This is a genomic window from Streptomyces sp. SCL15-4, from assembly GCF_033366695.1.
In the GTDB taxonomy this organism is placed as follows: domain Bacteria; phylum Actinomycetota; class Actinomycetes; order Streptomycetales; family Streptomycetaceae; genus Streptomyces.
The window spans coordinates 2,865,810-2,878,890 of record NZ_JAOBTQ010000001.1; the positions used below are offsets into that span (position 1 = coordinate 2,865,810).

Below are 13,081 nucleotides of genomic sequence, written 5' to 3' on the forward strand. Positions count from 1 at the left end.
TCACGCGGAGCGGGACGCCCTTGGGGCCCCGCGCCACCGGTTGCGGAGTCCATGGCGGTCGTCGAACCCCGCGCACCTCACCGCAGCACCATCCCCGCTCCTTCCACCACCTCCTGTGACGGCAGTGTCATCAGGCCCGTCTCCGCGGGCGAGGCGAGCAGGGGGTGGACGGGGAGGATGCGGATCGTGTAGCCGTAGGGGCCGGTGCGGTCCAGGGAGAGCGGGCCCTCGTAGAGCAGGCGGCCCTCCAGGTCCGAGGCGCCGGCCGGTTTCAGCGGGACGACCGTGGCGTCGGTGATGCGGTCCTGCTCGTCCACCCGGCCGGACACCGCCTGCACCTCCACGTCGTCCGGGCTCAGCTCGCCGAGGGCCACCCGGACCCGCAGGCCCACCGTCGCCCCCAGTTCCGCCGTCGGCGTGGTCGCCGTCGTCTCGACGTGGTCCACGCTCACTCCCGGCCAGGCCGCCCGCACCCGGGCCTTCCATCCGGCCAGGTCCCGGGCGGTGTCCGGGGTCAGTGCGCGGTGCGCGCGGGCCGCGGGGGCGTACAGGCGGTCGACGTACTCGCGGACCATGCGGCCCGCCAGCACCTTCGGGCCGAGGAGGGAGAGGGTCTGGCGGACCATCTGGATCCAGCGGTCGGGCAGCCCGGCCCGGCCGCGCTCGTAGAAGCGCGGCGCGATCCGCTGTTCCAGCAGGTCGTACAGGGCCGCCGCCTCGATGTCGTCGCGGTGGTCGGGGTCCGTGCCGGCGCCGTCCGCCGTCGGGATGGCCCAGCCGAAGTCCGGCCGGAACCACTCGTCCCACCAGCCGTCCAGCACCGAGAGGTTCAGGCAGCCGTTCAGGGCCGCCTTCATGCCGCTGGTGCCGCAGGCCTCCAGCGGGCGCAGCGGGTTGTTCAGCCAGACGTCACAGCCGGGGTAGAGCTTCTGCGCCATCGCCATGCCGTAGTCGGGGAGGAAGACGACGCGGTGGCGGACCCGTGGGTCGTCGGCGAAGCGGACCAGTTCCTGCACCAGGCGCTTGCCGCCGTCGTCCGCCGGGTGCGCCTTGCCCGCGACCACGATCTGGACCGGGCGGTCGGGATGCAGGAGCAGCTCCGTGAGGCGGTCGCGGTCGCGGAGCATCAGCGTCAGGCGTTTGTACGACGGGACGCGGCGCGCGAACCCCATCGTCAGGACGTCCGGGTCCAGGACGCCGTCGATCCAGCCCAACTCGGCGTCCCCGGCGCCGCGTTGCCGCCAGGACGCGCGCAGCCGCTCCCGTACCTCCAGCACCAGCCGCTCGCGCAGGGTGCGGCGCAGCTCCCAGATCTCCTGGTCCGGGATGTCCGCGACCGAGTCCCAGCGCTCGGAGCCGCCGACGCTCAGCGCGTCCTCGGCCCGCTGGGCGCCGACCTGCCGGGCGGCCAGCCGCAGCACCTCCGGCGCCACCCAGGTCGGCGCGTGCACCCCGTTGGTCACCGAGGTGATCGGCACCTCCTCCGCGTCGAATCCCGGCCACAGTCCGGCGAACATCTCCCGGCTCACCTGGCCGTGCAGCAGCGAGACCCCGTTGGCCCGCTGGGCCAGACGCAGCCCCATCACCGCCATGTTGAAGAGGTTCTGCTCGCCGCCCGGATAGCTCTCCCGGCCCAGCTCCAGCACGCGCCGCACGTCGATGCCGGGCAGTTCGGCGTCCGGGCCGAAGTGCCGGCCGATCAGTTCCCGGTCGAAGCGGTCGATGCCGGCCGGGACCGGGGTGTGCGTGGTGAACACCGTGCCGGCCCGCACCGCCTCCAGGGCCGCGTCGAAATCCAGCCCTTCCGCGCAGAGTTCGGCGATCCGCTCCAGGCCGAGGAACCCGGCGTGTCCCTCGTTGGTGTGGAACACCTCGGGCACCGGGTGCCCGGTGAGCCGGCAGTACGTCCGCACCGCCCGCACCCCTCCTATGCCGAGCAGCATCTCCTGGAGCAGCCGGTGTTCGCTGCCGCCGCCGTAGAGCCGGTCGGTCACCCCGCGTTCGCCGAGGTCGTTCTCCTCCACGTCCGAGTCGAGCAGCAGCAGCGGCACCCGGCCGACCCGGGCCAGCCAGATCCGCGCGCGCAGCGCCTTGCCGCCGGGCAGGGCGAGGGAGACCTGCGCGGGGGTGGAGTCGGACTCCTTCAGCTGGGTGAGGGGCAGTTCGTTGGGGTCGAGCACCGGATAGTGCTCCTGCTGCCAGCCGTCCCGGGAGAGGGTCTGCCGGAAGTAGCCGTGCCGGTAGAGCAGACCGACGCCGATGAGGGGTACGCCGAGGTCGCTGGCCGCCTTGAGGTGGTCGCCGGCCAGGATGCCGAGGCCGCCGGAGTACTGCGGGAGCGCGGCCGTGATGCCGAACTCCGGGGAGAAGTAGGCGACGGCGGCGGGCAGGCCGTCCGACCGGGACTGGTACCAGCGGGCACCGGTCAGATAGTCGTCGAGGTCGTCGGCCACGGCGGTCAGCCGGCGCAGGAACCGCCGGTCACCGGCCAGTTCGGCCAGCCGGGCCGGCCGCACCCGGCCGAGCAGCCGTACCGGGTCGCCGCCGGCCGCGGCCCACGCCTCGGGGTCGACGGACTGGAACAGGTCGCGCGTCTCCGCATGCCAGGACCAGCGCAGATTGCGCGCCAGGTCACTCAGCGGCCGGAGGGGGTCGGGGAGAACGGGACGGACGGTGAACCGACGGATCGCCTTCACATTCCACCTCGGGACGCGTCGCGGGGTGAGCCGCACGAAGCCGTGCGTCTCGTCGTCGTCTTCGACGGTAGTGGTTACCGCGCGGTCGGTGGGGACGTACCGGCCTGGGGTGTCGGGGTGCGTCAGGAGCCGGTCACCGGGCACTCGGAAAGGGAGGGAACCGGTCTTGTGTGCGGACGTACGCATGAGTAGTTAACACAGTGCCGGATTGCCCACCCGAACCCAGGGGGAAGGCTTTCCGGTATCCACCTCACAGGCGTACCACAGCACACCGCAGGACCCACCTCCCCACATCCATCCGCCCATACCCACGTTGCAGCGGACAGGAGCGGTCATGCCCGCCAGGCACCACTCGTCACCACCACCGACAAGCAGCAAGGCCAAGGCAGCAGGAAGGAAGACGACGGGCGGGAAAGGGCCGGCACCGGCCCCCGCGCCCGGGCCCGGCGAGCGGCCCGCCACGGCACCCGCCTTCGGTGAACGGCCCGTCGGGACCACCGCGCTGGGCCGCATCCCCGTCCTCGACGTGCGCCCCGTGGTCCAGCACGGCCGCAGGCCCGCCAAGGCGGTGACCGGGGAGTCGTTCGAGGTCACGGCCACCGTGTTCCGGGAGGGCCACGACGCCGTCGCGGCGAACGTGGTGCTGCGGGACCCGGCGGGCCGGCCCGGGCCCTGGACGCCGATGCGTGAACTGGCGCCGGGCACCGACCGCTGGGGCGCCACCGTCACCGCGGGCGAACCGGGGCGCTGGACCTACACGGTGGAGGCATGGTCGGACCCGCTCACCACCTGGCGGCAGCACGCCCGGATCAAGATCCCCGCGGGCATCGACACCGAACTGGTGCTGGCGGAGGGCGCGGAGCTGTACGAGCGGGCCGCCGCCGGGATGCCCGAGGAGCGGCGCCCTCCGGTGCTGGAGGCGGTGGCGGCCCTGCGGGACGCCGACCGCCCGGCCGCCTGGCGCCTCGCGTCGGCCCTCGCCCCGGAGGTGGAGGAGGTGCTCGCCCGGTATCCGCTGCGGGAGCTGGTCACCGCCTCCGACGCGATGCCGCTGCTGGTGGAGCGCGAACGCGCGCTGTACGGCTCCTGGTACGAGTTCTTCCCGCGCTCCGAGGGCACCGCCGAACGCCCGCACGGCACCTTCCGCACCGCCGCCCGCCGGCTGGGCCCGATCGCCCGGATGGGCTTCGACGTCGTCTACCTCCCGCCCGTCCACCCCATCGGCACCACCCACCGCAAAGGCCCCAACAACTCCCTGACCGCCGGCCCCGACGACGTCGGCGTGCCCTGGGCGATCGGCTCCCCCGAGGGCGGCCACGACGCCGTCCACCCGGACCTGGGCACCCTGGAGGACTTCGACTTCTTCGTCGCCGAGGCCGGCAGGCTCGGCCTGGAAGTGGCCCTGGACTTCGCGCTCCAGTGCTCACCGGACCACCCGTGGGTGGAGAAGCACCCCGACTGGTTCCACCACCGGCCCGACGGCTCGATCGCCTACGCCGAGAACCCGCCGAAGAAGTACCAGGACATCTACCCCCTGGCCTTCGACGCCGACATGGACGGCCTGGTCGCCGAGAGCGTGCGGATCCTGCGGCACTGGATGGACCACGGCGTGCGCATCTTCCGCGTCGACAACCCGCACACCAAACCGGTCGTCTTCTGGGAGCGGGTCATCGCCGAGATCAACCGCCGCGACCCGGACGTGATCTTCCTGGCGGAGGCCTTCACCCGCCCGGCGATGATGCACACCCTGGCCCAGATCGGCTTCCAGCAGTCGTACACGTACTTCACCTGGCGCAACAGCAAGCAGGAGCTGACGGAGTACCTGACCGAGCTGTCGGGCGAGGCGGCGGCCTACATGCGGCCGAACCTCTTCCCCAACACCCCCGACATCCTGCACGCCTACCTCCAGCACGGCGGGCGGCCCGCGTTCGAGGTCCGGGCCGTGCTCGCCGCGACCCTCTCCCCCGCCTGGGGCATCTACTCCGGCTACGAACTGTGCGAGAACACTCCGCTGCGCGAGGGCGGCGAGGAGTACCTGGACTCGGAGAAGTACCAGCTCAGGTCCCGTGACTGGGAAGCCGCCGAACGCGAGGGCCGCAGCATCGCGCCGCTCGTCACCCGTCTCAACACCATCCGCCGCCGCCACCCGGCACTCCGGTACCTGCGCAACCTCCACTTCCACCACGCGGACCAGGACGCGGTGCTCGTCTACTCGAAGCGCACCGGGACGGACACGGTCGTCGTGGTCGTCAACCTCGACCCGCACCACACCCAGGAGGCCACGGTCTCGTTGGACATGCCGCAGCTCGGCCTGGACCCGCACGAGTCCGTGCCGGTGCGCGACGAGCTGACCGGCGAGACGTACCACTGGGGCAGGGCCAACTATGTGCGCCTGGAACCGGGACACAGGCCCGCGCATGTCTTCACCGTCCTGCGACCGTCCCACCCGCAGATCGGAGGGTCACCCACGATATGACCGTCAACGAGCCCGTTCCGGACACCTTCGAGGACACTCCCGCCAAGGACCGGGACCCCGAGTGGTTCAAACGCGCCGTCTTCTACGAGGTCCTGGTCCGCTCCTTCCAGGACAGCAACGGCGACGGCGTCGGCGACCTGAAGGGCCTGACCGCCAAGCTGGACTACCTGCAATGGCTCGGCGTGGACTGCCTGTGGCTGCCGCCGTTCTTCAAGTCACCGCTGCGCGACGGCGGTTACGACGTCTCCGACTACACCGCCGTCCTGCCGGAGTTCGGCGACCTCGCCGACTTCGTGGAGTTCGTGGACGCCGCCCACCAGCGCGGCATGCGCGTGATCATCGACTTCGTCATGAACCACACCAGCGACCAGCACCCGTGGTTCCAGGAGTCGCGACGGGACCCGCACGGGCCGTACGGGGAGTACTACGTCTGGGCCGACGACGACAAGCAGTACCAGGACGCCCGGATCATCTTCGTCGACACCGAGGCCTCCAACTGGACGTACGACCCGTTACGCAAGCAGTACTACTGGCACCGCTTCTTCTCGCACCAGCCGGACCTGAACTACGAGAACCCGGCCGTCCAGGAGGAGATCCTCTCCGCGCTCAGGTTCTGGCTGGATCTCGGCATCGACGGGTTCCGGCTGGACGCGGTGCCGTACCTGTACCAGCAGGAGGGCACCAACTGCGAGAACCTGCCCGCCACCCACGAGTTCCTGAAGCGGGTGCGCAAGGAGATCGACGCCCAGTACCCCGACAAGGTCCTGCTGGCGGAGGCCAACCAGTGGCCGGAGGACGTGGTCGACTACTTCGGCGACTACTCCGCCGGCGGCGACGAGTGCCACATGGCCTTCCACTTCCCCGTCATGCCCCGCATCTTCATGGCCGTACGCCGCGAATCGCGCTACCCGGTCTCCGAGATCCTCGCCAAGACCCCCGCGATCCCCTCCACCTGCCAGTGGGGCATCTTCCTGCGCAACCACGACGAGCTGACCCTGGAAATGGTCACCGACGAGGAACGCGACTACATGTGGGCCGAGTACGCCAAAGACCCCCGCATGCGCGCCAACATCGGCATCCGCCGCCGCCTGGCCCCGCTCCTCGACAACGACCGCAACCAGATCGAGCTGTTCACCGCCCTGCTGCTGTCCCTGCCCGGCTCGCCGATCCTCTACTACGGCGACGAGATCGGCATGGGCGACAACATCTGGCTCGGCGACCGCGACGCCGTCCGCACCCCGATGCAGTGGACCCCGGACCGCAACGCCGGCTTCTCCTCCTGCGACCCGGGACGCCTGTTCCTGCCGACGATCATGGACCCGGTCTACGGCTACCAGGTCACCAACGTGGAAGCCTCCATGTCCTCCCCGTCCAGCCTGCTGCACTGGACCCACCGCATGATCGAGATCCGCAAGCAGAACCCCGCCTTCGGACTCGGCTCCTACACCGAACTGCCGTCCTCCAACCCGGCGGTGCTCGCGTTCCTGCGCGAGTACGAGGACGACCTCGTGCTGTGCGTGCACAACTTCTCCCGCTTCGCCCAGCCCACGGAGCTGGACCTCAGCCGGTTCGGCGGGCGGCACCCCGTGGAGCTGTTCGGCGGGGTGCGGTTCCCGGCCATCGGCGAACTGCCGTACCTGCTCACCCTCGCGGGGCACGGCTTCTACTGGTTCCGGCTGCGCGGCGAACCCGCGTAACCCGCCGCCCCGTGGGGCGGTTTCCGCCGTCCCACCCGGGGCACCCCTCAGTGACACCCCGACGACTCCCCGGGGAAAGGACGTGACGCCATGGCGGCAACGGTCACCCCCTCCGGCACCACAGGTTCACTCCTCGCCTCGCTCGATCCCCTGCTGCGCACCTGGCTGCCCCGGCAGCGCTGGTTCGCGGGCAAGGGACGCCCGGTCACCGGCTTCAGCCCGGTGGCCGTCACCGAATTGCTGCCGCCCGGCGGCCGGCTGGGCCTGTACCACCTGCTGCTGCGGGTCCACCAGCCGTCCGCGCCGGGCGCGGAGACGCACCCCGGCGACTGCTACCAGCTCCTCGTCGGCGTGCGCGAGGCGCTGCCGCCCCGGCTGGCACCCGCGCTGATCGGACACGTCACCGAGGGTCCGCTCGCCGGGTCCACGGTGTACGACGCGCTCTACGACCCGCGGCCCGCCGAACTGCTGCTGGAGGCCCTGAGCGGCCGGACCCGGGTCGGCGTGCTGCGCTTCGACCGCGACGCGCGCCAGGAGATACGGCCGGGCCTGGTGGCCCGGCTGATGACCGCCGAGCAGTCCAACTCCTCGGTCGTCTACGGAGATACGTTCATTCTCAAGGTGCTGCGCCGGGTGGTGCCCGGCGTCAACCCCGACCTGGAACTGCCGCTCGCCCTGGCCCGCGAGGGCTGCTCCCGGGTGCCCGCGCCGACGGGCTGGCTGCGGGCCGAGCCGGGCGGGGAGCCGTATGTGCTCGCCGTGCTCCAGCCCTATGTCAGCGGGGCGGGCGACGGCTGGGAGCTGGCGCTGCGCGAGCTGGCCAAGGGCGAGGACTTCACGGCGGAGGCGCACGCGCTGGGCCGGGCCACCGCCGAGGTGCACACCGCGCTCGCCCGGGCCCTGCCCACCGTCACCCTCGGCCGCAGCCGGCTGGAGCTGCTGGTGGACGGCATGACCGAGCGGCTGGCGGCGGCCGTGCGGGCGGTGCCGGCCCTGACGCCGTACGAGCCCGGCCTGCGCTCGGCCTACACGGCGCTGGCCGACCTCGCCGTCGAGGGCCGCACCTGGACCGCCCAGCGGGTGCACGGCGACCTGCACCTGGGGCAGTGCCTGCGGGCGCCGAACGGCGACTGGTCGCTGATCGACTTCGAGGGCGAGCCGGCCCGGCCGCTGGCGGAGCGGCGCATGCCGCAGCCGCCGGTGCGGGACGTCGCGGGGATGCTCCGCTCCTTCGACTACGCGGCCCACTCCGTCCGTCCGCCCGCCCGGGACTGGGCGCACGCCTGCCGGGCGGCCTACTGCTCCGGGTACGCGGAGGCCTCCGGCCGCGATCCGCGCACCGATCCGGTGCTGCTGCGGGCCTACGAGACCGACAAGGCGGTCTACGAGGTCGTCTACGAGGCCCGGCACCGGCCCGACTGGCTGCCCGTACCGATGTCGGCGATCCGCCGCCTCGCCGTGTCCGACCCGACCTGACCGATTCTCGTCCGGGAGACTCACTCGTGACGTCCAAGAAGCCGGCCGCCGGGAACACCCCCGGCAGGACCGGAAACCAGACAGCCGGGAACAGCACGTCCGGGGGAAAGGCCCGGGCCGCACGGGCGCGCGCCCCGCAGGTGCCCGCGCAGTCGCCGCCACCCGGGCCGAAGGAAAACCCCGCCCCCGTCGTCTCCGCCGCCTCCGCCGCCGTCGACGCCGGTGACCGCGAGCGGCTGCTGCACGGCACCCACCACGATCCGCACACCGTCCTCGGCGCCCACCGCGTGCCCGGCGGGGTCGCCTTCCGCGTCTTCCGCCCGCACGCCGAGGCCGTCACCGTGGACTGCGGGGAACTGCGCGCGCGCCTGCACGACGACGGCGGCGGCTTCTTCTCCGGTCTGCTCCCGCTCGCCGAGGTCCCCGACTACCGGCTGCTCGTCACCTACGACGGCACGGTCTCGCGGACCGAGGACCCCTACCGCTTCCTGCCCGCCCTCGGCGAGCTGGACCTGCATCTGATCGGCGAGGGCCGGCACGAGCAGCTGTGGCTCGCGCTCGGCGCGCGCGTCCTCACCCACCAGGGCGTCACCGGCACCCGGTTCGCGGTGTGGGCGCCGAACGCGCGCGGCGTCCGGGTCACCGGCGGCTTCAACTTCTGGGACGGCACCGGCTTCCCGATGCGGTCGCTGGGCGGCACCGGGGTCTGGGAGCTGTTCGTGCCGGGGATCGGGGAAGGGGAGCTGTACAAGTTCGAGATCACCCGTCCGGACGGCTCGCGCACCCAGCGCGCCGACCCGCTGGCCCGGCGCACCGAGGTGCCGCCCGCGACCTCCTCCGTGGTGGACGTTTCGCACCACGAGTGGGGTGACGCGGAGTGGCTGGCGCACCGCGCGGACACCCCGGTGCACGAGGCCCCCTTCTCCGTCTACGAGGTCCACCTGCCCTCCTGGCGGCCCGGGCTGACGTACCGCGAGCTGGCCGGGGAACTGACGGCGTACGTCCGCGAGATGGGCTTCACGCACGTGGAGCTGATGCCGGTCGCCGAGCATCCCTTCGGCGGCTCGTGGGGCTACCAGGTCACCGGGTTCTACGCCCCGACGGCCCGCCTGGGCACCCCCGACGACTTCAAGTACCTGGTGGACCGGCTGCACCAGGCCGGCATCGGGGTGCTGATGGACTGGGTGCCGGCGCACTTCCCGCGCGACGACTGGGCGCTGGCCGCCTTCGACGGGCACCCGCTGTACGAACCGCAGGACCCGGCGCGGGCCGCCCATCCGGACTGGGGCACGCTGGAGTTCGACCTCGGCCGGCGCGAGGTGCGCAACTTCCTGGTCGCCAACGCCGTGTACTGGTGCGAGGAGTTCCACATCGACGGGCTGCGCGTGGACGCGGTCGCCTCGATGCTCTACCTGGACTACTCGCGCGACTCCGGGCAGTGGACGCCCAACGAGCACGGCGGCCGGGAGAACCTGGACGCGGTCGCCTTCCTCCAGGAGATGAACGCCACCGTCTACCGGCGCTGCCCGGGCGTGGTCACCATCGCCGAGGAGTCCACCGCCTGGGACGGAGTCACCCGCCCCACCCACCACCGGGGACCGAGCGGCTTCGGCGGGCTCGGCTTCGGCCTGAAGTGGAACATGGGCTGGATGCACGACTCGCTCCAGTACATGAGCCACGACCCCGTGCACCGCGGGTACCACCACCACGAGATGACGTTCTCGATGGTGTATGCCTACAGCGAGAACTACGTCCTGCCGATCTCCCACGACGAGGTGGTGCACGGCAAGGGGTCCCTGGTGTCGAAGATGCCGGGCGACTGGTGGCAGCAACGCGCCAACCACCGCGCCTACCTGGGCTTCATGTGGGCCCATCCCGGCAAGCAACTGCTGTTCATGGGACAGGAGTTCGCGCAGGGAGCGGAGTGGTCCGAGGCGCGCGGCCCGGACTGGTGGCTGCTGGACCCCAAGTACGGCGCGGCGGCGGACCACCGGGGCGTCCAGGACCTCGTCCGGGACCTGAACGCGGTGTACCGGGCCGCCCCGGCGCTGTGGCAGCGGGACACCGACCCGGCGGGCTTCGAGTGGATCGCCGGGGACGCGGCGGAGGACAACGTGTTCGCGTTCCTGCGCCGCGCCGCCGACGGCACCCCGCTGCTCGCGGTCTCCCACCTGGCGCCGGTGGTCCGCTCCGACTACCTCGTCGGGGTGCCGGAGGACGTCCCGGCCTGGGTGGAGGTGCTGAACACCGACGCGACACGGTACGGCGGCAGCGGCGTGACCCACCCGGACCCGCTCAAGCCGGAACCACAGGGCGCCCACGGCCGCCCCGCAAGCCTCCGACTGACCCTGCCCCCACTGGCTACCGTGTGGCTGCGGCCGGCGTGAGCCCGGCCGGGAGCGGCCCGGTGTGCAGGACTCCCAGGCGCTGGGTGGCGCGGGTCAGGGCCACGTACAGGTCGCTCGTGCCGTAGGCGGCCGGTTCCACCACCAGGACGGAGTCGAACTCCAGGCCCTTGGCCTGGCGGGGGTCGAGGAGCACCACCGTCCGGGTCAGGTCGGGTTCCTCGCCCGCCGTGACGCCGTCCAGGCGCGCGGCCAGGGAGCGGTGCAGCGCGCGCGGCGCGATGACGGCCAGCCGGCCCTCCTCGGGGGCGAGTTCGGCGACCGCCTCGGCGACCGCGCCGGGCAGGTCGCCGGCGGCCTGCCGCACCCAGGGCCGGACGCCGGTGGAGCGGACGGAGCCGGGCGGCTCGAAGTCCGGGTGCGCGGCGCGGACCACGGCCGCCGCCAGGTCCATGATCTCGGCCGGGGTGCGGTAGTTGACGGCCAGCCGGGTGTGTTCCCAGCGGTCCTCGACATAGGGCGCGAGGATGTCCGCCCAAGAGCCGACGCCGGCCGCCTCCGCGGTCTGGGCCGGGTCGCCGACCAGGGTCATCGAGCGGGTCGGGCTGCGCCGCATCAGCAGCCGCCAGGCCATCGGCGACAGCTCCTGCGCCTCGTCCACGATGATGTGCCCGAACGCCCAGGTGCGGTCGGCGGCGGCCCGCTCGGCGGCGCTGCGGTGGTCGGCCTCCTCCTGGCGTTCGGCGAACCGCTCGGCGTCGATGATGTCGTGCGCGGACAGGACCTCGCTGGCGTCCGGGTCGCTGTCCTCCTTGTCCTCGAACTCGTAGGTCCGCGAGGCGTAGGAGACGTCGAGCACGCCCTGCGCGTAGGCGACCTGGGTCTCGCGTTCGCGTTCGGCGCGGGCGCGGGCCGGCCGGTCGTCCTCGCCGAGGAGTTCGGCCGCCTCGTCCAGCAGCGGGACGTCGGCGACGGTCCAGGCGCGGGTCACCGGGCGGCGGATCGCGTCGGCGTCCTCCTTCGGCAGGTAGCCGTCGGGCTCGGCGAGGAAGTCGGCGACCAGCCGCTGCGGGGTGATCCGGGGCCACAACCGGTCTACGGCCTCCCAGACCTCGGGATTCTCGGCGATCTCGTCGCGGATCTGGGTGATGTCGGAGGCGTCGAGCAGGCTGCTGCCGTCGTAGGGGTCGGTGCCCACGCGCTCGGCGTACAGCTCGGTGAGCGTGTTGAGGATGTAACCCTCGAAGTGTTCGCGGGCCGCGTTGTGCGGCAGCTTGGCGGCGCGGGTGCGTTCGCGGGCGACGTTCACCAGGCCGTCGTCCAGCATCAGCACCTCCCGGTCGTGCTCGATCGTGATCACCGGGTCCGGCAGGGCCTGCCGGTCGCGGACGACGGCGGCCAGCACCTCGGCCATCTCGGCGCGGCCCTTGACGGCGGCGGCCTCGGGCGTGTCGGCCGCGGTCGCCTTCACCCCGGGGAACAGCTCGCCGACGGTGGCCAGCAGCACGCCGGTCTCGCCGAGGGAGGGCAGCACCTCGCCGATGTAGCCGAGGAAGGCGGGGTTGGGGCCGACGATGAGGACGGCGCGGCGGGCCAGCAGCTCCCGGTACTCGTAGAGCAGGTACGCCGCGCGGTGCAGGGCCACCGCGGTCTTGCCGGTACCGGGTCCGCCCTCCACCACCAGCACCCCGCGGTGCGGCGCCCGGATGATCCGGTCCTGTTCGGCCTGGATGGTCTGCACGATGTCGCTCATCCGGCCGGTACGCGCCGAGTTCAGCGCGGCCAGCAGCACGGCGTCGCCGTTGTGGTCCTCGTGGCCGGTGCGGGTGGCGTCGCCGAGGTCGAGGATCTCGTCGTGCAGGGAGGTGACGGTCCGGCCCTCGGTGGTGATGTGCCGGCGGCGGCGCAGGCCCATCGGGGTGTGGCCGGTGGCCAGGTAGAAGGGACGGGCGACGTCGGCCCGCCAGTCGATCAGTACAGGAGTGCGCTCGGCGTCGTCCTCGCGCAGCCCGATCCGGCCGATGTGGCGCCTGGTGCCGTCGGCCAGGTCGATCCGGCCGAAGCAGAGGGAGCCGTCCACGGCGTTCAGCGCGGCGAGCAGCCCCGAGCGCTCGGCGACCAGGATGTCCCGCTCCAGCCGGGCCTGCATGGGCTTGTCGCCCTGGGCGAGCGCGTCCGCGACGGAGGTCTCGGTCTCGCCGCGCAGGACGTCCACGCGCGCGTACAGTCCGTCGATGAATTCCTGCTCGCCGCGCAATTCATCGTCGGGAAATTCGCTGTTCGACAGATCCGCGTTTGACAATTCCGCTCCCGCCCGCATATACTGTGGTCACTGAACTTCTTCGCGACCTCCCAAGCGGAAGTCGCGAACCACTGAATATACGCAGAGAA

At 72.2% G+C, this 13,081-nt stretch carries 6 protein-coding genes; 4 read left to right on the forward strand and 2 right to left on the reverse strand.

The window, feature by feature from the left end:
• Window positions 1-77: 77 nt before the first annotated feature.
• Window positions 78-2,696 (reverse strand): glycosyltransferase family 1 protein, encoded by a 2,619-nt coding sequence (locus SCK26_RS12145; RefSeq protein WP_318201315.1) that lies wholly within the window; start codon window positions 2,694-2,696, stop codon window positions 78-80.
• A 334-nt stretch (window positions 2,697-3,030) separates the two neighbouring features.
• Here SCK26_RS12145 and SCK26_RS12150 point away from each other — a divergent pair, with 334 nt between their 5' ends.
• The 4 genes from SCK26_RS12150 (at window position 3,031) to glgB (ending at window position 10,732) form a co-directional block, all read left to right on the forward strand.
• On the forward strand, window positions 3,031-5,172 hold the full coding sequence (locus SCK26_RS12150) for an alpha-1,4-glucan--maltose-1-phosphate maltosyltransferase (protein WP_318201316.1): 2,142 nt from the start codon (window positions 3,031-3,033) through the stop codon (window positions 5,170-5,172).
• Window positions 5,169-6,869 (forward strand): maltose alpha-D-glucosyltransferase, encoded by a 1,701-nt coding sequence (gene treS, locus SCK26_RS12155; protein ID WP_318201317.1) that lies wholly within the window; start codon window positions 5,169-5,171, stop codon window positions 6,867-6,869. The genes SCK26_RS12150 and treS overlap by 4 nt, the downstream gene beginning before the upstream one ends.
• A gap of 90 nt (window positions 6,870-6,959) precedes the next feature.
• Window positions 6,960-8,345, forward strand: coding sequence for a maltokinase N-terminal cap-like domain-containing protein (locus SCK26_RS12160; RefSeq protein WP_318201318.1), 1,386 nt, complete (start codon window positions 6,960-6,962; stop codon window positions 8,343-8,345).
• Window positions 8,346-8,485: 140 nt separating this feature from the next.
• A complete protein-coding gene (glgB, locus tag SCK26_RS12165; RefSeq protein ID WP_412080847.1) occupies window positions 8,486-10,732 on the forward strand; it encodes a 1,4-alpha-glucan branching enzyme in 2,247 nt (748 codons plus the stop codon).
• On the opposite strand, the gene SCK26_RS12170 is transcribed toward glgB, so the two are convergent.
• Window positions 10,707-13,010 carry an AAA family ATPase gene (locus SCK26_RS12170; protein WP_318201320.1) on the reverse strand — a complete coding sequence of 768 codons (2,304 nt, stop codon included), beginning with the start codon at window positions 13,008-13,010 and terminating at the stop codon, window positions 10,707-10,709. The genes glgB and SCK26_RS12170 overlap by 26 nt on opposite strands.
• Between the last annotated feature and the right edge of the window lie 71 nt (window positions 13,011-13,081).